The 21848-nt window shown below is 66.0% G+C and carries 22 protein-coding genes; 11 read left to right on the plus strand and 11 right to left on the minus strand.

Annotated elements, in window-relative coordinates; all coding sequences use genetic code 11:
• Positions 1–35 precede the first annotated feature (35 nt).
• The 4 genes from ACZI8R_RS10740 to ACZI8R_RS10755 are packed head-to-tail and all read right to left on the minus strand — an operon-like array spanning position 36 to position 6909.
• Positions 36–968, minus strand: a complete 933-nt coding sequence (locus tag ACZI8R_RS10740; protein WP_463379582.1) for an NADP-dependent oxidoreductase — start codon at positions 966–968, stop codon at positions 36–38.
• A gap of 55 nt (positions 969–1023) precedes the next feature.
• Positions 1024–3405 carry a malto-oligosyltrehalose synthase gene (treY, locus tag ACZI8R_RS10745; protein ID WP_463379583.1) on the minus strand — a complete coding sequence of 794 codons (2382 nt, stop codon included), beginning with the start codon at positions 3403–3405 and terminating at the stop codon, positions 1024–1026.
• Positions 3402–5567: a glycogen debranching protein GlgX gene (glgX, locus tag ACZI8R_RS10750; RefSeq protein ID WP_463379584.1), complete on the minus strand. Its 2166-nt coding sequence runs from the start codon at positions 5565–5567 to the stop codon at positions 3402–3404. The genes treY and glgX overlap by 4 nt, the downstream gene beginning before the upstream one ends.
• A 25-nt stretch (positions 5568–5592) precedes the next feature.
• The gene (locus ACZI8R_RS10755; protein WP_463379687.1) at positions 5593–6909 is read right to left on the minus strand and encodes an adenosylmethionine--8-amino-7-oxononanoate transaminase; all 1317 of its coding nucleotides are present in this window, start codon (positions 6907–6909) and stop codon (positions 5593–5595) included.
• 87 nt (positions 6910–6996) lie between these two features.
• Between ACZI8R_RS10755 and ACZI8R_RS10760 the strand changes: the two genes are divergently transcribed.
• Together ACZI8R_RS10760 and bioD are read left to right on the plus strand one after the other, a co-directional pair.
• Positions 6997–8139: an 8-amino-7-oxononanoate synthase gene (locus ACZI8R_RS10760; protein ID WP_463379585.1), complete on the plus strand. Its 1143-nt coding sequence runs from the start codon at positions 6997–6999 to the stop codon at positions 8137–8139.
• Positions 8136–8900 (plus strand): dethiobiotin synthase, encoded by a 765-nt coding sequence (gene bioD, locus ACZI8R_RS10765; protein ID WP_463379586.1) that lies wholly within the window; start codon positions 8136–8138, stop codon positions 8898–8900. Before ACZI8R_RS10760 ends, bioD begins: the two co-directional genes overlap by 4 nt.
• Here bioD and ACZI8R_RS10770 read toward each other — a convergent pair.
• From ACZI8R_RS10770 to ACZI8R_RS10780, 3 genes are read right to left on the minus strand one after another with little or no spacing between them, the layout of a single operon-like run.
• Complete coding sequence (locus ACZI8R_RS10770; protein WP_463379587.1) at positions 8806–9369, minus strand: dihydrofolate reductase family protein; 564 nt, start codon at positions 9367–9369, stop codon at positions 8806–8808. The two genes, bioD and ACZI8R_RS10770, sit on opposite strands and share 95 nt — an antisense overlap.
• A gap of 35 nt (positions 9370–9404) precedes the next feature.
• Positions 9405–10514 carry a lipase family protein gene (locus tag ACZI8R_RS10775; RefSeq protein ID WP_463379688.1) on the minus strand — a complete coding sequence of 370 codons (1110 nt, stop codon included), beginning with the start codon at positions 10512–10514 and terminating at the stop codon, positions 9405–9407.
• A gap of 50 nt (positions 10515–10564) precedes the next feature.
• Positions 10565–11197 carry a TetR/AcrR family transcriptional regulator C-terminal domain-containing protein gene (locus ACZI8R_RS10780; RefSeq protein ID WP_463379588.1) on the minus strand — a complete coding sequence of 211 codons (633 nt, stop codon included), beginning with the start codon at positions 11195–11197 and terminating at the stop codon, positions 10565–10567.
• A gap of 130 nt (positions 11198–11327) precedes the next feature.
• Between ACZI8R_RS10780 and bioB the strand changes: the two genes are divergently transcribed.
• From bioB to ACZI8R_RS10795, 3 genes are read left to right on the plus strand one after another with little or no spacing between them, the layout of a single operon-like run.
• On the plus strand, positions 11328–12341 hold the full coding sequence (bioB, locus tag ACZI8R_RS10785; RefSeq protein WP_463379589.1) for a biotin synthase BioB: 1014 nt from the start codon (positions 11328–11330) through the stop codon (positions 12339–12341).
• Entirely contained in the window at positions 12341–12604 is a 264-nt protein-coding gene (bsaP, locus tag ACZI8R_RS10790) for a biotin synthase auxiliary protein BsaP (protein WP_463379590.1), read from the plus strand. Before bioB ends, bsaP begins: the two co-directional genes overlap by 1 nt.
• An 11-nt stretch (positions 12605–12615) precedes the next feature.
• Positions 12616–13185: a DUF2567 domain-containing protein gene (locus ACZI8R_RS10795; RefSeq protein WP_463379591.1), complete on the plus strand. Its 570-nt coding sequence runs from the start codon at positions 12616–12618 to the stop codon at positions 13183–13185.
• 3 nt (positions 13186–13188) lie between these two features.
• Here ACZI8R_RS10795 and ACZI8R_RS10800 read toward each other — a convergent pair whose 3' ends face one another.
• Positions 13189–13878, minus strand: coding sequence for an NUDIX hydrolase (locus tag ACZI8R_RS10800; RefSeq protein WP_463379592.1), 690 nt, complete (start codon positions 13876–13878; stop codon positions 13189–13191).
• Between the two features lie 78 nt (positions 13879–13956).
• On the opposite strand from ACZI8R_RS10800, the gene nadA reads away from it, so the two are divergent.
• From nadA to nadC, 3 genes are read left to right on the plus strand one after another with little or no spacing between them, the layout of a single operon-like run.
• On the plus strand, positions 13957–14991 hold the full coding sequence (gene nadA, locus ACZI8R_RS10805; protein WP_463379593.1) for a quinolinate synthase NadA: 1035 nt from the start codon (positions 13957–13959) through the stop codon (positions 14989–14991).
• Positions 14988–16589 (plus strand): L-aspartate oxidase, encoded by a 1602-nt coding sequence (locus tag ACZI8R_RS10810; protein WP_463379594.1) that lies wholly within the window; start codon positions 14988–14990, stop codon positions 16587–16589. The genes nadA and ACZI8R_RS10810 overlap by 4 nt, the downstream gene beginning before the upstream one ends.
• Positions 16586–17458, plus strand: a complete 873-nt coding sequence (gene nadC / locus ACZI8R_RS10815) for a carboxylating nicotinate-nucleotide diphosphorylase (RefSeq protein ID WP_463379595.1) — start codon at positions 16586–16588, stop codon at positions 17456–17458. Before ACZI8R_RS10810 ends, nadC begins: the two co-directional genes overlap by 4 nt.
• 7 nt (positions 17459–17465) lie before the next feature.
• On the opposite strand, the gene ACZI8R_RS10820 is transcribed toward nadC, so the two are convergent.
• From ACZI8R_RS10820 to ACZI8R_RS10830, 3 genes are read right to left on the minus strand one after another with little or no spacing between them, the layout of a single operon-like run.
• On the minus strand, positions 17466–17828 hold the full coding sequence (locus ACZI8R_RS10820) for a VOC family protein (protein ID WP_463379596.1): 363 nt from the start codon (positions 17826–17828) through the stop codon (positions 17466–17468).
• A 29-nt stretch (positions 17829–17857) separates the two neighbouring features.
• Entirely contained in the window at positions 17858–18238 is a 381-nt protein-coding gene (locus tag ACZI8R_RS10825) for a tail fiber domain-containing protein (RefSeq protein WP_463379597.1), read from the minus strand.
• 9 nt (positions 18239–18247) lie between these two features.
• Positions 18248–18376, minus strand: a complete 129-nt coding sequence (locus ACZI8R_RS10830) for a hypothetical protein (protein ID WP_463379598.1) — start codon at positions 18374–18376, stop codon at positions 18248–18250.
• A 391-nt stretch (positions 18377–18767) separates the two neighbouring features.
• Between ACZI8R_RS10830 and hisD the strand changes: the two genes are divergently transcribed.
• Genes hisD through hisB form a run of 3 tightly spaced genes read left to right on the plus strand, consistent with a single transcriptional unit; the run spans position 18768 to position 21846 of the window.
• Positions 18768–20105, plus strand: coding sequence for a histidinol dehydrogenase (gene hisD, locus ACZI8R_RS10835; protein WP_463379599.1), 1338 nt, complete (start codon positions 18768–18770; stop codon positions 20103–20105).
• Positions 20102–21235 (plus strand): histidinol-phosphate transaminase, encoded by a 1134-nt coding sequence (locus tag ACZI8R_RS10840; RefSeq protein WP_463379600.1) that lies wholly within the window; start codon positions 20102–20104, stop codon positions 21233–21235. The genes hisD and ACZI8R_RS10840 overlap by 4 nt, the downstream gene beginning before the upstream one ends.
• On the plus strand, positions 21232–21846 hold the full coding sequence (hisB, locus tag ACZI8R_RS10845; RefSeq protein WP_463379601.1) for an imidazoleglycerol-phosphate dehydratase HisB: 615 nt from the start codon (positions 21232–21234) through the stop codon (positions 21844–21846). Before ACZI8R_RS10840 ends, hisB begins: the two co-directional genes overlap by 4 nt.
• Positions 21847–21848 lie beyond the last annotated feature (2 nt).

Below are 21848 nucleotides of genomic sequence, written 5' to 3' on the forward strand. Positions count from 1 at the left end.
GAGCTGAACGTGTGTGACATTGGTCGGGGGTGGGGTCAGGGGAGAAGCACGAACTTCCCGGGTTCGTGCGGTGCTGCCAACTGTCGGTGAGCCTCTGCGGCATCGGCCAGTGCGAACACTCGCGCGACGCGGACGCGTACCGCGCCGTCCCCGGCAAGTTCGATCAACTGTGGACGTGCGTTCCTGCGATTCTCGACGCTGGTCGCGTTACCGCCACCCACCGAGGTGATTCCGCGTTCCACCGCAGTCGGTCCGGGAACGGTGGTGGCGATTCGGGTGCGGTCCGAGACCAACTCGATCGAGACGTCGGCAGCTTCTTCCCCACCCACGGTATCGATGGCCGCGTCTACGCCGTTCGGCGCCGAGACCCGCACTCGATCGATCAGGCCTGGGCCGTACTCCACCGGTGTGGCTCCGAGTTCGCGAACGTAGTCGTGGTTGTTTGCACGCGCGGTGCCGATCACGATCGCACCTCGTGCGTGGGCCAGTTGGACGACGACGGATCCCACCGCGCCGGCTGCGCCGTGGACGAGAACGGTGTCACCGGCGGCGACCGCAACCGTCTCGAGGAGATCCGCAGCCGTGACGCCCGCTGCGAGCAGTCCGGCCGCCTGCTCCCAGGAGAGGTTGACAGGTTTCGGAGACACCGACGTCTCTGGAACCACCACGGCATCGGCGTAGCTGCCGCCCTTGGCGGGGTAGACGATCACCTCGGTTCCGACCGCTACGCTCACGCCCGCACCGACGGCGTCGACCACCCCGGCTGCTTCCGACCCGAGCGTGATCGGCAACTTCGATTCGTCGGCGTCGAAGAGTCCGCTGTAGCTCTTGTAGTCGTAGGGGTTGACGCCGATGGCGCGAATGGACACCTGTACTTCTCCCTGGCCTGGTTCGGGCAGATCGGTGTCGACGACCACCAGTGCTTCCGGGCCCCCGAACGTGTGGGCGACAACTCTGCGATGAGGCATGAGACTCCGATCATCGGTGTGCGCTGTGTGCGCGTGTGCTTCGGCTGGCTGTGCGCTACGTGTTCCGGTGTAGCAGGGAGACCGGGTATCGGTCGAACATTTCGGTGATTCGGACCGTTCCCGAGTGTGAATCCCCGGTCAGTACGTCGATCCACCTGCCCGGGGGAAGGTCCACGGCCGTATCGCCCCAGCCCGTCTCCTCGATCGTCACGGACAGACGCGTGGCCAGCGCCAGCACGCGAAGTGGGTCGTCCGACGGTCCGCGACCGAATGCGATCAGGCGCTCGGATTGCGGTCCGGCCGCGAAGATCGGTGAGTACGCGCCGTGGACGAACGACTCCGGGTGGGACCGACGCAGGCGGAGGGATTGCCGCACTACGTGCTGTTTCGCCCGACCGGTGTGGTCGACGGTAGGTAGCGAGGCATCGGCGGCGTTCGCTCGGAGCCGATCGAAATCCACGAATCGCCGATTGTCGGGATCCACGAGCGAGTCTTCCCAACACTCCGTTCCCTGGTAGACGTCCGGGATGCCGGGTCCGCAGAGTTGGAGGAGCTTCTGCCCGAGCGAATCGGACCATGCGTGCGGAGCGAGTTGGGCGGCGAGTGCACCCAGGGAATGGCCGACCGGACCGTCGATCACGGAGTCGAGCCATTCGTGCAGACGCGCTTCGAAATCGACGTCCACTTCGGTCCATGTCGTGCGAGTGCCTGCCTCCCGGACGGCCTTCTCCGCGTACGCGTGCATTCGCTGTCGGAATCCAGGAACGGACTCGGCTGCCTCGTGGACCGGCCACACGCCGAAGAGGTTCTGCCACAGAAACAGTCCGGTGGCCGGATCTGGGCACGGTGCGCGTTTCTCCCACTGTTCGACGCAGCGCGCCCAGAGATCTGGAACCTGGGACAAGACGCCTATGCGCGCGCGCACGTCCTCGCCCCGTTTGGTGTCGTGGGTCGACAGGGTGGTCATGGTGCGGGGCCAGTCGCGTGCACGTTCGGCGTTCGACAGGTGAAACTCGATGAGGGGCATGCCGAATCGTTCTGGATTCCCGCCGACTTCCTGCGACGACACCAGGCGGGCGGTGCGATAGAACAGGCAGTCTTCGACGGTCTTCGCGGTGACTGCGCCGCACACTTGCTGAAGACGGACCGAAGCCTCCCTGCCGCCGGACAGCGCCTCGCCGACCGCATTCCACGCCGCACCGAGCTCCGGGCGTTCGGTCGACAGCTCCCCGATCACGCGGGGCAGCATTCCGTGCAGCGGCGCGTAGTCGGTGCGATACACCGGTATCCGCGCCACGAGTTCCGCGAGCGCCTGCATCAGCTCGTCGCGGTCGGCTGTGGTGGTGGAGGATTCACGCTCGACGGCCCGGGCCAGCCGGCGAATCTCGCTGGAGAACTGCTCGGTTGCCACGTGGCGCCCCAGGTCGAGTTCCTGATCGCGCAGGCTCGTCGCGTCGCCAGGGTCTCCTGTTCGGTCGTCCATCAGCGCCGTCAGACCTGAAGCGCCGCGCTGGTCGACGAACACCGCGCCGAGTTCGGACAGTGCGTCGTACCCGGTGGTCCCGTCCACCGGCAGCGTCTGATCGAGCGGTTCTCGTGCCCCGAGGATCTTCTCGATCACAAGCAGACGATCCGGACCGATCAAGTCCCGCAGGCGTTCCAGATAGCCTCGGGGGTCGGCCAGGCCGTCTGGATGGTCGACCCGGACGCCGTCGACGAGTCCTTCGTCCACCCACGTCGCCACTTCACGGTGGGTGGCATCGAACACGACCCGGTCCTCCTGGCGAACCGCGGCCAACGAGTCGACACCGAAAAATCTGCGATACCCGACCACGCCGGCATCCCACGGGACAAGCCGATAGTGCTGGGCCTCGTGCACGGTACGAACATCGTCGCCGTCGGTACCGGGAGCTATCGGGTATCGGTGTTCGTAGAACGCGAGTCGCGGTTCGTCGCCGCTGCGATCGATCGACAGAGCGAATACGTCGGCTTCGGAACCGAGAACAGGGAGCGCGAGTTTGCCGTCCGCCCCGTTGTCACTGCGCCAGTCGACGTCGAAGAACCGCGCGTGGTCGGAGTCTCGGCCGTAGGTGAGAACGTCCCACCACCACAGGTTCTCCTGCGGAACAGAGATACCGAGATGGTTGGGCACCGCGTCCACGAGCAGGCCCATCCCGCGTTCGTGTAGCGCTCTCGACAGGGCGACGAATTCGTCCCGGCCTCCGAGCGCTGCGGAGACGGTGGTGGGGTCGGTGACGTCGTAGCCGTGGGTGGACCCGGTGGTAGCCGTGAGAATGGGGGACAGGTACAGGTGCGACACACCCGAATCGTCGAAGTAGTCGACCAATTCGCGCACCGCGGCGAACCCGAACCCGTCGCCACGCAACTGGAGTCGATAGGTGGACGTGATGTCGCGTTCGATCGGCAAGGTCCTCACCTGCTTCTGCGTAGTACCGCGAGGGCGCGTGGGGCGATGGTGAGCGCAGTGCCGGCCGCGATCACCTTCTCGCTCGCACCGGTAGCCGATTCTGTGTCGAGGACAACGGTCCACTCGTTCGCATACTCGGCATTCGGCGTGACGAACTCGATCGGGCCGTCGTGCGCGTTGAAGCACAGCAGAAACGAGTCTCCGACGATCCGTTCGCCACGCTGGTCCGGTTCCGGTATGCCCTCTCCGCTGAGGAACACCGTCAGCGATCTCCCGAACCCGCTGTCCCAATCTTCGGGGGTCATCTCTTCACCGGTAGGGGTGAGCCAGGCGATATCGCGAGTCTGATCGCCGCTGCGAATCGGCTTGCCTTCGAAGAAGCGTCTACGGCGAAACACCGGGTTGTGGGTGCGCAGACGGATTACGCGCCTGGTGAATTCGACGAGCGCGGCGTTGGTGTCCGCGAGCGTCCAATTCACCCACGACAGTTCCGAATCCTGGCAGTACGCGTTGTTGTTCCCGTGTTGGGTGCGCCCGAACTCGTCGCCGTGAGCGAGCATCGGGGTTCCCTGGCTCAGGAGCAGGGTTGCAAGGAGGTTGCGGCTCTGCCGATCACGGAGCGCGAGAACGTCAGGGTCGTCCGTGGGCCCCTCGACGCCGCAGTTCCATGAGCGATTGTGGTTTTCGCCGTCGTTGTTGTCCTCGCCGTTCGCCTCGTTGTGCTTCTCGTCGTACGAGACGAGATCGCGCAGAGTGAAGCCGTCGTGGGCGACGACGAAGTTGATACTGGCACCGGGGCGGCGGCCGGTCGCCTCGTAGAGATCCGACGATCCGGTGAGTCGGGATGCGAACTCGCCGAGGGTGGACGGCTCGCCTCTCCAGTAGTCGCGAACGGTGTCCCGGTACTTTCCGTTCCACTCGGTCCAGAGGCCCGGAAAATTTCCCACCTGATATCCGCCTTCGCCGACGTCCCACGGCTCGGCGATCAACTTCACCTGGCTGACGATCGGATCCTGCTGCACGAGATCGAAGAACGCGGAAAGGCGGTCCACGTCGTGCAATTCACGTGCGAGGGTCGACGCCAGATCGAATCGGAACCCGTCCACGTGCATCTCGGTGACCCAGTAGCGCAGCGAGTCCATGATGAGTTGCAGTGTGTGTGGATGACGGGCGTTCAGGCTGTTACCGGTGCCGGTGTAGTCCATGTAATGAGCCGCGTCGTCTTCGACCAAGCGGTAGTAGGCGGCGTTGTCGATGCCCCGGAAGCAGATGGTGGGTCCGAGGTGATTTCCTTCGGCAGTGTGGTTGTAGACCACGTCGAGGATCACCTCGATTCCGGCCTCGTGAAACGAACGCACCATGGCCTTGAACTCGGACACCGCGGCGCCCGGCTTTTCTGCCGACGAATACCCGGTATGCGGTGCCAGGAATCCGAACGTGTTGTAACCCCAATAGTTTCGGAGCCCGCGATCGAGCAGCATCCGGTCGTGCATGAACTGGTGAACGGGCATCAGTTCGATCGCGGTGACGCCGAGACCGGTCAAATGCTCGATGACGGCCGGGTGGGCCAGGCCGGCATACGTGCCCCGCAACTCCTCCGGTACCGCGGGATGCGTGGCGGTCATACCTTTGACGTGGGCTTCGTAGATGACCGTCTCGTGGTAGGGACGACGAGGTGCACGGTCCGAAGCCCAGTCGAAATACGGATTTATGACCACGGTGGTCATCGTGTGTCCGAGCGAGTCGTGGCCGGCCGGCTTGCCGTCATCGGCCCCGGCATCGTCGGCCTCGCCGGATTCCGCGTCGTAGGAGAACAGTGATCGGTCGCCGTCGAATGTTCCATCGAAGGCCTTGCCGTAGGGGTCGAGAAGAAGCTTGCTCGGGTCGCATCTCAGACCGCTCGAAGGGTCCCACGGCCCGTGAACCCGGTAGCCGTACCGCTGACCGGGAGCGACGTTGGGCAGGTACGCGTGCCAGACGTAACCGTCGACCTCGTCGAGCGCGATCCTGGACTCGGTGCCGTCCTTCGCGATGAGGCACAACTCGACGGCATCCGCGGCTTCGGAGAACAGCGAGAAGTTCGTCCCCGCACCGTCGTAGGTGGCGCCGAGGGGATAGGCGCTGCCCGGCCACACGGCCGACACCCGGCCCGTCGACGAGTTCTCTGCCATGTCTGAACACTAGCCGCGTAGGCGATCAGGTTCGCGTCGACGCCGATCCCGCGTGCGCTGCCGCAACCATTCCCGAACAGATGGTCGCGATGTCCTCGTCCGTGCAGATGTAGGGCGGCATCGCATAGATCAGGGTACGGAACGGACGGAGCCACACTCCCGCATCTACCGCCGCGCTCGTGGCAGCGTCCATGTCGACAGGGGCGCCCATTTCGATGACGCCGATTCCGCCCAGTACTCGCACGTCCACGACCCCGTCGATCTCGCGGGCGGGTTCGAGTCCCCGTTCGAGCCCGCGGGTCAGGGCGGCGACCTCGCCCTGCCAATCGCGCGAGAGTAGGAGTTCGGTCGATGCCACGGCCACTGCGCAGGCAAGAGGATTGGCCATGAAGGTGGGGCCGTGCATCAGCCCGCCTGCCTCGCCCGCGCTGATGACAGAACCGACCTCCGAGGAGCACAGAGTGGCAGCGAGTGTCAGATAACCGCCGGTGAGCGCCTTGCCGACACACATCACGTCCGGTGCCACACCCGCGTGGTTCGCGGCGAACAGTTCGCCGGTCCGGCCGAAACCGGTCGCGATCTCGTCGAAGATCAGGAGGAGATCGTTGTCGTCGCAAAGCCTCCGCAGTTCGATCAGATACTGCGGATCGTGGAACCGCATTCCACCCGCTCCCTGAACGACCGGCTCGACGATGATCGCGGCCAACTCGTCGCGATGCTCGGTGACAATCGCTTCGAGTTCGTTCACGTACGAAGTTTCGAAGTCGGTCGGCGGTTTCGGCGCGAAGATCTGGCGGGTGAGCACGTCGGTCCACAGTGAGTGCATCCCGCCGTCCGGGTCGCACACACTCATCGGCGCGAACGTGTCGCCGTGATATCCGCCCCGCCACGTGAGCAGGCGATTCTTGTCGGGGCGACCGCGACTGCGCCAGTATTGCAGCGCCATCTTCACGGCGACCTCCACGGACACGGAACCCGAATCTGCGAGGAATACCCGGTCGAGTCCGTCCGGTGTGATGTCGACGAGCAACTCGGCCAGCCGGGCCGCGGGCTCGTGGGTGAGACCGCCGAACATCACATGGCTCATGCGCCCGAGTTGAGCTTTCGCGGCCGCATCGAGGGCCGGGTGACCGTAGCCGTGCACGGCGGCCCACCAACTGCTCATTCCGTCGATCAGTTCCCGCCCGTCCGCCAAGCGCAGCCGTGTGCCGCTCGCACTCTCGACGACGAGTGGACGGGTGGACGCCGGTATCGCACCGTACGGATGCCACAGGTGTTCGGCGTCCAGTTCGGAGATCCGAGCGGGGGAGAGCTGAGTCGGGGTGAGTCGGGTGGTGGGCAATCCAGTCACCTTCCCGACGATAGCGGCCACGAATCGGGCACCACCACGCGGGTTGAACAGTGTTCAAGTCGAGTATGGTCGAGGACCGTGGGCACCGAATGCACGTCATTGACCTGGCTGGACGAGATCGCGGGCGCTCGTCGAGACGCCGGCCTGCGCCGTGAGCTCCGGCCTCGCCGAGCGGTGGGCGAGCCGGTCGACCTCGCCTCCAACGACTATCTCGGCCTGGTCCGCCACCCCGATGTCGTCGAAGGCGCGATCGACGCCGTTCGGCGCTGGGGCGGCGGGGCGACCGGTTCGCGGCTGGTCACCGGATCGACCACCGAACACGACTTGCTCGAGCAGGAATTGGCCGAGTTCGTCGGCGCCGAATCCAGTCTGGTGTTCTCGTCCGGATACGCCGCAAACCTCGGCGCGGTGACAGCTCTCGCCGGTCGCGATGCCCTGGTGATATCCGATGCGGGCAGTCATGCCTCGCTCGTCGACGCGTGCCGGTTGTCGCGGTCCCGCGTGGTGGTCGCCCCACACAACGCTCCCGGCTTCGTCGCCGATGCGCTGGCTTCGCGCACCGAGGCCCGCGCACTCGTCCTCACCGATTCCGTGTTCAGTGCCGACGGCGATCTGGCACCCCTGCTCGACTTGCACGCCGCGTGCCGGGCGAACGGTGCGCTGCTGCTCGTCGACGAAGCGCACGGGGTCGGAGTTCGCGGCAACGGTGGCAGGGGACTCGTTCACGAGGTGGGGTTGGCAGGGGAGTCGGACGTGGTGGTGACAGCGACGTTGTCGAAGTCCCTCGCTAGTCAGGGCGGCGCCGTGCTTGCTTCAGGCAAGGTACGCGCCCATTTGATCGATGCGGCGCGCACTTTCATCTTCGACACCGGATTGGCGCCGGCGGCGGTGGGCGCGGCGCGCGCTGCACTCGGCGTTCTCGTCCGGGAACCCGAACGAGCACATCGAGTTCTCGCCCGCGCACACCAGCTCGCCGAGATGACCGGTGCCACCACACCGCAGTCTGCTGTGGTTTCGGTGATTCTGGGTGATCCGCAGCGCGCATTCGATGCGGCCGCTGCATGCCGAGCGCGCGGGCTGCACGTCGGTTGCTTTCGGCCACCGTCGGTTCCGGAGGGAACGTCACGTCTGCGGTTGACTGCGCGAGCGACCCTGAACGAGGACGACATGACGCTGATCGAATCGGTCCTGGCCGAGGTGCTGTCAGGCGCGCACGCATGAGTGTTCTCATGGTGACGGGCACCTCCACCGATGTCGGCAAGACCGTGGTCACCGCTGCGTTGGCCGCCGCCGCGACCGCATCGGGGCGAACGGTGGCGGTGTGCAAACCTGCGCAGACCGGCGTCGCCCCCGGGGAACCGGGAGACCTCGCGGAGATCGAGCGGCTCAGCGGTGTCACCGATCTCGTCGAATTGGTCCGGTATCCGGATCCGTTGGCTCCCGATACGGCTGCGAGGCGATCCGGACTGCCGATGATCTCGTGCGCGGACGTGGTCGGTGCGGTCGAAGTGCTTGCCGACTCGCACGACCTGGTTCTCGTAGAAGGGGCGGGCGGTCTCCTGGTGCGGATTGGGACGGACGGGTTCACTGTGTCCGACGTGGCGGCCGAGCTGGGTGCGCCGGTGGTCGTGGTCGCTTCCGCTGACCTGGGGACGCTCAACCACTCGGAGTTGACCGTTCGGGCACTGAGATCCGCGGGCGTGACGTGCGGTGGCCTGGTGATCGGCTCGTGGCCGGAGGAGCCGGGCCTCGCCGAACTCTGCAATCTCGAAGACCTTCCGGCCGTGACGGGTGTTCCCGTCGTCGGGCGGGTCCGTGCCGGAAGCGGCCGACTCGGTCGTGAAGAATTCATCAGGACCGCCGCGGGCCGGTTCGATCCCGAGTGGCTCAGCGCTTGGTTTCGTACCGGGTCAGTACCACGCCCTCGGGGAACGTCCGGGTCTCGACAAGTGTCAAATTCACCCAGTTTTCGAGGGCGGTGAAGAAGGGCGTGCCGCTGCCCACGAGGACGGGTGCCGTGGCCAACACGTACTCGTCGATCAGCCCGGCCCGCATAGCGGCCGCTGCGAGTGTGGCGCCGCCGACGTCCATCGGACCGGCGTCCTCTGCCTTGAACCGGGTGATCTCGGTGACCGCGTCGCCGGTGATCAGGCGGGCGTTCCCGTCGACCGTGCTGATCGTCGAGGAGAACACCGCCTTCGGCATGTCCCGCCAGCGGTGGGCGAACTCGATCTCCGCCGGTGTGACATCGGGCTGCTGGTCGGCGGTCGGCCAGTGGGAGTTCATCGTCTCCCACAGTTTGCGCCCGTACAGCGCCAGGCCCGTCGTGCTCACCCGGTCGGACCACCACTGGAACAGCTCGTCGCTCGGCACGCTCCAGCCGATGTCGTCGCCGGGTGCGGCGATGTAGCCGTCGAGGCTCACATTCATGCCGAAGGTCAGTTTCCGCACGGCATCAGCCTAATCGTCGGCCGGTCTCCGCGGACTCAGTCGGACAGGATGCGTGCCACGAACGGCGTCGTGTCCGGCAGTGACGCCGGCATGGTCGGCAGGTGCCCGGTCGGATAGGTCCTGAACTCGAACCGCTCGCCTGCAGCCGCGAGTTGTGCCGCCAAGGCGAAGGTCATGGGGGCGGGCACCATCGTGTCCGCGAGTCCCTGTCCGATGAACAAGGGGCGGTCGTATCCCGTGGTGGGTACGTGCAGAGCGCTGTGTGCGGCAGCGAGAAACACGGCATCGTCGAGCGAACGCGACAGGAGGTCGCCGATGGTCGTGCCGACGAGGTGCTCTGCTGCCTCCTCGTAGCAGTACTTCTCCGCAACCTGCAGGGCGGCGCGTCCGTCGGCGCTCAGGAACGAATCGATGTCGACGTCCGGTCGTGCGGCGCGGAGCCCGGCGAGTGCGTAGGCGATGAACACGGTGCTGCCCTCCAGCGGGATCTCCGGGAAGTCGGGTCCGCCCAACACCGCCAGATTCTCGATGTTCGACGGAGGCCCGGTAGCGACCGCGCCACGGAAGTCGAGTTCGGGGGCGTACTCCGTCGCGACGGTGGCCGTGGCGAGAGCGGCGTGGCCGCCCTGTGACTGTCCGATCGTCACCCACCGCGACGACAGTTCGGACTCGACAGCCCGTGCCGCGCGAACCATGTCGATGACCGCGTGCGCCTCGGACGGGCCGTCGAGATACGGATGCAGTCCGGGCGTGCCGAGTCCGACGTAGTCGGTGGCCACCACCGCGTATCCCTGCGAGAACCAGTGCGTCACATACGCTCCGCCGATCTTGCCCGTTGTCGTCGGCGCACACTCGTCGGCGATTCCGACGGTCCCGTGCGCCCACGACACGACCGGCCAACCGCCCTCGGGGGCGGGGCCGGACGGCACGAACACAGCGCCGGTGCTCAGCGCCGGTCCGGTGGGTCCGGTGGTTCGATACGTCACCATGTGGGCACGCTCGGTTCCAGCCAGCCACGACTCGGCGGGTAGCACCCCGACGTCGACGACAGTGCCCGGCGAGAGATCCTGCGCACCCGCAGTGGGGGTCACGGTCATCATGGCGACGACAGTTGTCGCGAGAACAGCGATTGCCGACCGGATCATCACGTGGAGCCCCTCTGCTGGGTGAGCAAACGTGACTTCAGTGTGCTCCGTCAGCGGTGCGGCGTGGACTCTTTCAGTCTGGCGCGGATTCCGTCCACGAACAGGTTCAATCCGAAGTCGAATCGTGTGTCCGGGTCGCCGGCTTGTAGGTCTTCGTCGTAGTCGGCCAGCGCAGACGCAGGGGCGCCGGGCGCAATGGTGTCGCGGGTCAGCGCGCCGACCGAGGACATCTGCGTGTGGGACTGCTCGTCCACGGTGTGTCCGAGCACGTAGTAGAGCAACGAGTACGACGCCAACTCGGCGTGCTCGGGGCGCATTCCGGACAGTGCTGCGGCGCCGGCGAAGCTTTCCCTGACCCGACTGTTCGTCATGCGTGAGGCGTAGGTGGCGGAGACGAGTTCTGCCGCGTCGCGGTGGGCCAGCAGTGCCGAACGCAGGCGGTGCGTCAATGCGGTGAGGCGCTGCGACCATTCGTCGGGTAGACCGTCGGTGTCGTCGACGTCCTCGACGATGCGGTCGGCCATGGCGCCGAGCAGGGTCTGCTTGTTCGGGAAGTGCCAGTACAGGGCGCCGGGTTGGACGTCCAGCGAGGTGGCGAGGCGCCGCATCGTCAGGTCTGCCAGGCCGTATTCGTCCAGGATCGTCATTGCGCCGTTCAGGACGTCGGCTCGTCTGAGTTGCACTTCTTCCGCTCTCTGTCGATTCGGATAGCGGTACGGACCTTTGACACCATTCCACCACGGATCTAACGTGAACGCCGTTCAACTTGTACGGTGTTCAATTCTACGTTCGTTCAGCCCCCAGGAGATTCGTGTGACGTCGGCCCCGGTCCAGACAGACATCCTCGCCATCGCGCGTGAGCAGGTTCTCGAACGCGGAGAGCCCTTGAACGAAGCGCAGGTTCTCGAAGTGCTGCGGCTCGGTGAGGACCGCCTCGAAGACCTGCTGTCGCTGGCGCACGACGTGCGCATGAAGTGGTGCGGTCCGGAGGTGGAGGTCGAGGGCATCATCAGCCTCAAGACCGGAGGGTGCCCGGAGGACTGCCACTTCTGTTCGCAGTCCGGCCTGTTCCAGTCGCCGGTGCGGGCGGCGTGGCTCGACATCCCCTCGCTGGTGGAGGCGGCCAAGCAGACCGCGAAGTCGGGAGCCAGCGAGTTCTGCATCGTCGCGGCCGTGCGCGGACCGGACGACCGCCTGCTCGCTCAGGTCGCCGCCGGCATCGAGGCGATCCGCAACGAGGTGGACATCCAGATCGCCTGCTCGCTCGGCATGCTCACCCAGGACCAGGTCGATCAGCTCGCGGCGATGGGTGTGCACCGGTACAACCACAACCTCGAGACGTCGAAGTCGCACTTCCCGAACGTCGTCACCACGCACACATGGGAAGAGCGGTGGAACACGCTGCGGATGGTGCGCGAAGCGGGCATGGAGGTGTGCTGCGGCGGAATTCTCGGCATGGGGGAGAGCCTCGAGCAGCGCGCCGAGTTCGCAGTGAATCTGGCGGAACTCGAGCCCGACGAGGTGCCCCTCAACTTCCTGAACCCTCGTCCCGGAACACCTTTCGGTGATCTCGAAGTTCTCCCGGCGAGCGAGGCGCTCAAATCCGTCGCGGCATTTCGCCTTGCGCTACCGCGGACCATCCTGCGGTTCGCAGGTGGCCGTGAGATCACCCTCGGCGACCTCGGCGCGCAGCAGGGGATCCTGGGTGGCATCAACGCCGTAATCGTCGGCAACTACCTGACGACGCTCGGCCGGCCGGCCGAACAGGACCTCGATCTGTTGGTCGATCTCCAGATGCCCATCAAGGCACTGAACGACACGCTGTGATGCCACCGGTGGTGGCGGACGAGTCCCTCGGCGGCGGCGACCCCGAGACTCCACTCGGTCAGCTCTACAACGTCTACACCGGCCGCAGGGTCGTGCCGGGAGTCGATGACGTGGTCCCGACTGCGGCACAACTCGGGCTGGAGCCGCCCAGATTCTGTTCGGAGTGTGGGCGGCGGATGATCGTGCAGATCAGCCCGGACGGGTGGTGGGCGAAATGCTCACGTCACGGCGTGTTCGATTCCATCGGCCTCGGCCGGAGGTAGCGTCGGTCTGCGTGAAGGATCTTCGGGGAACTCCGCTCGGCGCGGCCGCGCTCGCCGGGTGCGCTGTGACGGTCGCCAGTGGCGTGGTCGGAATCGTGTGGGGTGTGGTGGCTCCGTCCGAGCACGACCTCGTCCTGTCTTCCGGACGGATGCTGCCGCTCACGGGTGAGAGTCTGCATCGATTCGATGCGTCGGCGATGCTCGCGTGTGCAGGTCTGTTCGTCGGCATCGTTTCGGCTGCCGCTGTGTGGATCACCCGGGGTGGCCGCGGGCCACTCGCCGTTGCCGGATTGCTGATCGGTTCGCTGGCCGGCGCCGCGGTGATGGCCGCGGCCGGGATCGGCGTCGCGGGTCTACGATTTCCGCAGCCTGCGAGTGTGCAGGCAGGCGATGTGGTCGCAGTGGCGCCCGGGCTGGGGACCCTTCTGGTGCTGATCTTTCAACCCATCGCAGCGTTGGTGACCACTGTGGTGTTGGCAGCTCTCAATCCCTACGACGACCTCGGTCTGTCCGGTCCCGACGACGAACCCACCATCGAGGATTTCGATGTCGATCACAGCACTTCGAGGATCGTGAGCTGAGCGTCAGGTAGGGGGCCGCAGGGCCGCGAACTCGTCTGTCACGCGAAGTGTCGAGTCGGTGAAGCGATACAACGCGGGTGGACGGCCGCCCGCCCTGCCCGACTTGGCCGTGTGCCCCGTTGCGGTGAGTACGCCGCGTCGGCTCAGTACGCGCTGAAGGTTCGTCGCATCGACCTGGTATCCGAGTGCCGCGCAATAGATTTCTCGCAGCGTCGACATCGCGAATTCCTCGGGCGCGAGTCCGTAGGCGATGTTGGTGTAGGAGAGTTTCGCGGCCAGTCGGTTGCGGGCGTGTCGAACGACGGTCCCGTGGTCGAACGACATGTCCGGTAGATCGGACACGGGATGCCAGGTGGTGTCCGGCGGGAGTTTCGGATCGGACGTCAACGGGACCAGCCCCAGGAACGTGGAAGCGATCCTTCGTGGTCCGGGTACGCGATCGGGGGCGCTGAACACGGACAGTTGCTCGAGGTGGGCGACCTTGCGGACGTCCACCTTCTCGGCCAGTTGGCGGTGCGCGGACGTCGACATGTCCTCGTCGCTGCGGAGGTTTCCACCGGGGAGCGACCAGGTTCCCTTGGCTGGTTCGAGGGCTCGTTGCCACAGAAGTACAGCCAGTTCTGGTTGCTCCTCACCGCGAACCTGGAAGACCGCAGTGAGGACTTCATGGGTGGCGGTGCTACTATTGGGCATGTTTTCGATCCTAAGTCGAAAACCTCGATTCAGGAAATCCGGGCCACCCCGCCCGGGTTCACGGTGAAGGAGCACGCCATGACGAGCACGTTGTGGGCGGGGAACACCTCGCAGATCCAGGATGGCCCCGGCGGATACACGGGTGTCGAGGGGAGCGAAGAATGGGCCGCCGAGATCAAACGCCTGGCGCGTGCGCGTGGGGCGACACTGTTGGCGCACAACTACCAGCTTCCCGCGATCCAGGACGTCGCCGACCACGTCGGTGACTCGCTCGCGCTTTCCCGGATCGCGGCCGAAGCTCCCGAGGACACCATCGTGTTCTGTGGCGTCCACTTCATGGCCGAGACGGCGAAGATCCTCAGTCCGCACAAGACGGTCCTGATCCCGGACGAGCGAGCGGGCTGCTCGCTCGCCGATTCGATCACGGCGGACGATCTTCGGGCCTGGAAAGAGGACTACCCGGACGCGGTGGTGGTGTCGTACGTGAACACCACGGCCGAGGTGAAGGGGCTGACCGATATCTGCTGCACTTCCTCGAACGCGGTGGACGTCGTCGCGTCGATCGATCCCGACCGCGACGTGCTGTTCCTTCCCGACCAGTTCCTCGGCGCCCACGTCAAGCGAGTTACCGGCCGCGAGAACATGCACATCTGGGCAGGCGAGTGCCACGTGCACGCGGGGATCAACGGCGACGAGCTGACCGCGCAGGCCAAGTCGCACCCGGACGCCGAACTGTTCGTGCACCCGGAATGTGGATGTGCCACCTCGGCGCTCTACCTCGCGGGCGAAGGATTCGTGCCCGAGGACAAGGTGAAGATCCTGTCCACCGGCGGCATGCTCGACGCGGCCCGCGCCACCGGTGCCAAGCAGGTTCTCGTCGCCACCGAGGTGGGCATGTTGCACCAGCTGCGCAAGGCCGCGCCCGATGTGGACTTCCAGGCCGTCAACGAGCGCGCATCCTGCCCTTACATGAAGATGATCACCCCGGCTGCGCTTCTTCGGTGCCTGGTCGAGGGCAAGGACGAGGTACACGTCGACGCGGCGACCGCGGAACGAGCGCGAGCATCGGTTCAGCGGATGATCTCCATCGGCAATCCCGGCGGAGGCGAGTGACGATGCCCATCCCGGGGATCTCCTGGGAGGGCCACGCCGATCTCGTGGTAGTCGGCGGGGGTGTCGCCGGCCTGACAGCGTCGCGGACTGCGGCGCGGTCGGGACTGCGGGTGCTCACCGTCAGCAAGGGGGGCCGTCTCGATACGGCAACACAGTTCGCGCAGGGCGGCATCGCGGTGGTCGACGGACACGACGCGGCGGACTCTGTCGAGCGGCACGTCGTCGATACCTGTGCTGCGGGCGCCGGACTGTGTGACGAGGCCGCCGTCAGGTCGATCGTCGCTGCCGGCGACGGTGCCGTGGCCACTCTCACGGATCTCGGAGCGGCCTTCGACCACGCGGTGGACGGCCGGTTGGCGTACACCCGCGAAGGCGGGCACAGCGCGTCGCGGATCGTGCACGCGGGCGGCGACGCCACCGGTGTGGAGATTCAGCGGGCAAGTGCTCTCGGACTGCCCGTCCTGTTCGACTCGACAGTCGTCCGAGTCCTGACCGGCGCTCGTGGCGTGACGGGCGTGCTGGTGCATTCACCCAGAGGCCTCGGCGTCGTTCACTCGGCGGCAGTTCTTCTCGCGACCGGCGGGCTCGGTCAGCTCTACTCGTGCAGTACCAACCCGCAGGGTGCGACTGCGGACGGCATCGCACTGGCTCTCGCCGCAGGAGCCGTGGTGGCGGACCTCGAGTTCGTTCAGTTTCACCCCACCGTGTTGTACGCGGAAGGTGGCACCGGACGCCGTCCGCTGATCAGTGAGGCCGTGCGGGGAGAGGGCGCGACGCTGGTGGACGCCGACGGCCGGTCCGTGACCGCGGGCGTCCATCCGAGTGGCGACCTCGCCCCGCGTGACGTGGTGTCGCGAGCCATCGCGACGCGGCTCATGGAATCGGCTGCAGACCACGTCTATCTGGATGCCCGAGCGATCCGGGGATTCGAAGCGCGATTCCCGACCATCACCGCCTCCTGTCGGGAATCCGGCATCGATCCACTGACACATTTGATTCCGGTGGCGCCGGCTGCGCACTACTCGTGCGGCGGCGTGGTGACCGATACGCACGGGCGTACCGCGGTACCCGGTCTGTACGCCGCGGGCGAGGTAGCGAGAACCGGTCTTCACGGCGCCAATCGGTTGGCCTCGAACAGCCTTCTCGAGGGCCTCGTGCTCGGGGAGCGAGTCGGTGTGGCGGCCTCCGAGCGGAGAGGTGTGAGCACGGAAGTGGGAGAAGTGTCCGTACCGCCGACTGCGGTCGTGGCACGTCGGGACGTGCAGCGTCTGATGTCCGAATACGCGTCCGTCATCCGTGACGGCGCGGGGCTGTCCGCCCTGGCCGCCCAGTTGGAATCGCGAGCCGAGCACACGACGTCACTGAAACCCTCCGTGCGCGAAGATGCAGCATTGGCCCTCACCGCGTCCGCCGTCGCCTTGGCTGCGCGAACGCGAACGGAGAGCCGGGGCTGCCACACGAGGACCGACCATCCGGCTACCTCGGATGCGTGGCGGCGCAGCGTGCACGTGCGACTGCGCAGTGGCGAACTCGAACTGTGCGGCCGTGTCGGATCCGATTGGGACCGCGAACATCAACTGACAGGAGTGCAGGGATGACCGAAGGTGGTCTGCGCGAGGGCGACCTCGACCGCGAAGAAGTGATCGCTCTGCTGCGAACGGCACTGGACGAAGATCTTCGATACGGCGCCGACATCACCTCCACCGCGACGGTTCCTGCCGACGCAGTGGCAGAGGCTTCGGTCGTGTCACGAGCACACGGAACCGTGGCAGGAATCGACATCGGCCTCCTGGTCCTCGACGAAGTGATCGGCTCCCGGAACTACGAGGTACTCGATCGAGTCGCGGACGGCACACACGTGGCGCCCGGACAGTCGGTATTGACCGTCTCCGCGCCCACCCGCGGTCTGCTCACGGCCGAACGCACGATGCTGAACCTGATGTGCCATCTATCCGGCATCGCATCCGCGACTGCGCAGTGGGTCGAAGCCGTGGACGGCACCGGGACGAAGGTCAGGGACAGTCGAAAGACGCTGCCTGGTCTACGCGCGCTGCAGAAGTACGCCGTTCGGGTAGGCGGGGGAGTCAATCACCGCATGGGACTCGGAGATGCAGCGCTCATCAAGGACAACCATGTCGCGGCCGCCGGTTCCGTGGTGGCGGCGCTGCGCGCGGTTCGGGCCGCAGCCCCGGACATCGAGTGCGAAGTCGAGGTCGACGACCTGAAGCAACTGGACGAAGTCCTTGCCGAGGGAGCCGAATTGGTACTGCTCGACAACTTTCCGCTATGGCAGACGCAGATGGCGGTACAGAGACGCGACTCGGCGTCACCGACTACCAAACTCGAGTCCTCCGGCGGACTTACTCTCGATGTTGCCGCCGAGTACGCCGCGACCGGAGTCGACTACCTCGCGGTCGGAGCCCTGACACATTCGGTCGTCGTTCTCGATCTCGGGCTCGACATGTAGCGGACTCTCAGTGAGTGGCCCACACGCCGAGTTCGTTGCCGCTTGGGTCACTGAAGTGGAAACGTCGTCCGCCGGGAAAGGCATAGGGCCCCTGCAGGATTTGTCCACCCGCAGATTCGACGGCAGCGACGGTGGCGTCGAGGTCGTCGGAATACAGCAGCACCAACACGCCTCCGGTGCGGGGCGCGGCGCCGTCCACACCGGACAGTCCGCCGACCTCCGAATCGCCGTCGGTGGATCGTATCCCGGAGTAGGTGGGGCCGTAGTCGTTGAATGCCCATCCGAAAGCGCCGCGATAGAAGGCGCGGGCGCGCTCCATGTCGTCCACGGGAATCTCGATGTAGTCGAGTGTGTGATGTGTGTTCGTCATGGCCGGAGGCTAGCCCAGGATGCCGACACCTACTTCGCGTCGCCGGTACGCCTGATCTCGTCCTCGATCAGAGCCAGGCGACGATGGAGCGCCTGAATGCTTGCCATGCACACGCCGTTGGCGTCGACTGCTGCGATGTGACGAGGGTCGTTGCCCAATCCGAACGTGTCTGCGAAATCCTGGGCGGTGGGTCCGAGATGGCGCACGGACTCGTGATCGAACCCGTAGGTCCAGGTGCTGATGGGGAGCTTCGCAAGCCTTTCGAGTACCTCGTCGGCGCCGCCCGGCACCGGATCCGACGAGGCGACACCCCGTCGCCGGGTCACATGGGAGTGAATCCAGGCGACCGGGTGACGGGCGCCGGCGCTCCTTCGTACTCGCCGCTCCGGGGCGCCTTCGGTGCGGGACACAGCGCAGCCTTACTCGGTGAGTTCTCGTATGTCGTATTTGATGGTGGCGTCGCTGAGCAGAACTCCCGCTCCGGCACCCAGTAACCCGAGGCCGATGCCGACGGCAGCGCCTCCCAATCCAATCGCTAGCCCAAGCATGATTCCTCCAGGTTTCGGTCTTGCAGATGAGTGCGGGAACGTGTCGGTCGCCGTTCCAGGTTCGTGATGTCCCGTGCTCCGAGTACTCTCCACATTCCTCTGTCGTGGGTGCCGTGACAAGGGGCTTTCAGCCGGATACGCCCAGTTCCAAGGGTATTTTCAGGTTCGGCAAACCGGGATGACGGTCTGCTATGTGGTGGCTGTCGTCCAGTGGCGCTGGAGCGGCACCAGTGCTGTGAAACAGGGCCCGGTCGGGTCCCTCGACGCACCGGTGAGAGCGAAGTCGTCTCGGTGCTGGATAATCGACGGAGACGACTGTGTTCCGACCGTGACCTCTCACGGTGACCGTTCCGGGACTTCGTCGCACACACACAGTCAGGAAGGACCCAAGATGCTGGCCCGCACCGACCTTCGTGGTCGCACCCCATCCACGGCCGAACTTCGCGCCGCGCTACCTCGAGGTGGAGTGGATGTGGACGCGGTTCTGCATCAGGTTCGTCCGGTGGTCGAGGATGTCCGTGACCGCGGCGTGGCGGCGGCACTCGAGCTCAGTGAAAAGTTCGACGGGATACGTCCGGAGCAGGTGCGGGTCCCGCTCGCCGAGCTCGACCGGGCGTTGGCCGAGCTGGACCCGGATGTTCGTGCCGCACTCGAGGTCGCGATCGAGCGCACGCGCAAGGTGCATGCCGACCAGCGGCGAACCGACACGGTCACCGAGGTTGTTCCCGGTGGCGTCGTCACCGAGCGCTGGGTGCCCGTCGATCGGGTGGGCCTGTACGTGCCTGGCGGCAATGCCGTCTATCCCTCCAGCGTCGTCATGAACGTCGTGCCGGCTCAGGCTGCGGGCGTCGGATCGCTCGTGGTCGCCTCGCCGCCGCAGGCCGACTTCGGCGGTCTGCCGCACCCGACGATTCTCGCTGCGGCAGCCCTGCTCGGTGTCGAGGAGGTCTGGGCCGTCGGCGGCGGACAGGCAGTCGCACTGTTGACCTACGGCGGCACGGATACGAACGGCGCCGAACTGGCTCCGGTGGATCTGATCACGGGCCCGGGCAACATCTACGTGACGGCCGCGAAGCGGCTGTGTCGTGGTCTCGTCGGAATCGACGCGGAGGCCGGGCCCACCGAAATCGCGATCCTCGCCGACGGCACCGCCGACGCGGTGCACGTGGCGGCGGACATGATCAGCCAGGCCGAGCACGACGTGATGGCGGCCAGTGTGCTCGTCACCACGAGCCCCGACCTGGCCGATGCCGTGGACACCGCGCTGCGTGCGCAGTTGGAGACGACTCGGCACCGTGAGCGTGTCACCACCGCCCTGTCCGGGTCCCAGTCGGGCATCGTGCTGGTGTCCGACATCGAATCCGGACTTCGTGTCGTCAATGCGTATGCGGCCGAGCACCTCGAGATCCAGACCGAGGATGCGTCCGGTGTCGCGGCAAAGGTCACCAGCGCTGGTGCGGTCTTCGTCGGTGCGTGGGCGCCGGTCAGTCTCGGCGACTACTGCGCGGGTTCGAATCACGTTCTGCCGACGGCAGGATGCGCGCGCCACTCGTCCGGTCTCAGTGTGCAGACGTTCCTGCGTGGAATTCATGTGGTCGACTACTCGGAGTCGGCGCTGAAAGAGGTGTCCGGACACGTCATCGCGCTCGCGAACGCGGAGGATCTTCCCGCTCACGGCGAGGCGGTTCGGTTGCGTTTCGAGCCGCTCCGTACCGGCGGCGAGCAGTGACCGCGCCCGGATCGTCGATCGGCGTCGGCGATCTGCCTATCCGCGAGAACCTGCGTGGAAAGTCTGCGTACGGGGCACCGCAGCTTTCGGTGCCGGTACAGCTGAACACCAACGAGAATCCGCACCCGCCGACGAAGGCTCTGGTGGACGACGTGGCCGAGTCGGTGCGGACTGCCGCGCGGGAGTTGCACCGCTACCCGGACCGGGATGCGGTGGACCTGCGGACGGATCTGGCGTCGTACCTCACGCGGCAGACCGGGGTTTCGGTGACGGTGGACAACGTCTGGGCAGCCAATGGGTCGAACGAGATCTTGCAGCAGGTCCTGCAGGCGTTCGCCGGGCCCGGCCGTTCGGCGATGGGGTTCGTGCCGTCGTACTCGATGCACCCGATCATTTCGGACGGTACCGACACCGAATGGGTGCCGGTGTTTCGACGCGACGACTTCGCCCTGGACGTGGACAGTGCAGTGGCGGCGATCGCCGAGCGTCGTCCGGACGTGGTGTTCGTCACGAGCCCCAACAACCCGACAGGGCACAGCGTCGGTATCGCGGAATTGCGGCGTGTCCTGGACGCGGCGCCCGGGATCGTGGTGGTGGACGAGGCATACGCCGAATTCTCGGATGCGCCCAGCGCGATCGGACTGATCGACGAGTTCCCGACCAAATTGGTAGTCAGTCGCACGATGTCGAAGGCGTTCGCCTTCGCAGGTGGCAGGCTCGGATACCTCGCTGCGGCACCGGCCTTCGTGGAAGCGCTACTGCTGGTTCGACTTCCGTACCACCTTTCGGTCGTCACGCAGGCCGCCGCCCGTGCCGCGCTGCGACACGCAGACGAGACTCTCGGGAGCGTTCACGCACTCGCGGGGGAGCGGGTGCGGGTGTCGAAAGCACTTGCCGACACCGGCTTCCGCGTGATCCCCAGCGACGCGAACTTCGTTCTCTTCGGGGAGTTCGCGGACAGCGCGCGAGTCTGGCAGGCCTACCTCGACCGCGGAGTTCTCATTCGCGACGTGGGCATTCCAGGGTATCTTCGCACTACGATCGGCCTACCGGCCGAGAACGACGCCTTCATCGCGGCGAGCGACGAGATCGCCGCGACCGAACTCGCCACGGCAGGAGAGCACGGATGACCGATCGAATCGCACGGATCGAACGGACCACCAAGGAGTCCAGCATCGTCGTCGAGTTGAACCTCGACGGAACGGGCCGCGTCGACGTGTCGACCGGTGTGCCGTTCTTCGATCACATGCTGAACGCCCTCGGTTCCCACGCGAGCTTCGATCTGTCGGTGCAGGCCAAGGGCGACGTCGAGATCGATGCTCACCATACCGTCGAGGACACCTCGATCGTGTTCGGTCAGGCACTCGGCCAGGCGTTGGGCGACAAGAAGGGAATCCGCCGTTTCGGCGATTCCTTCATACCGATGGACGAAACCCTCGCGCACGCATCCGTGGACGTGTCGGGTCGGCCGTACTGCGTTCACACCGGCGAGCCGGATCACCTGGTTCACTCCGTGATCGGCGGCTACCCGGGCGTCCCGTACGCGACGGTCATCAACCGGCACATCTTCGAGTCGATCGCGCTCAATGCGCGTATCGCACTCCACGTTCGGGTTCTGTACGGACGAGATCCCCATCACATCACCGAGGCCCAGTTCAAGGCCGTCGCGCGCGCACTGCGTGAGGCGGTCGAGCCCGATCCGCGCGTGTCCGGCGTGCCCTCCACCAAGGGCAGCTTGTGATC

This window comes from Rhodococcus huquni, assembly GCF_055231055.1.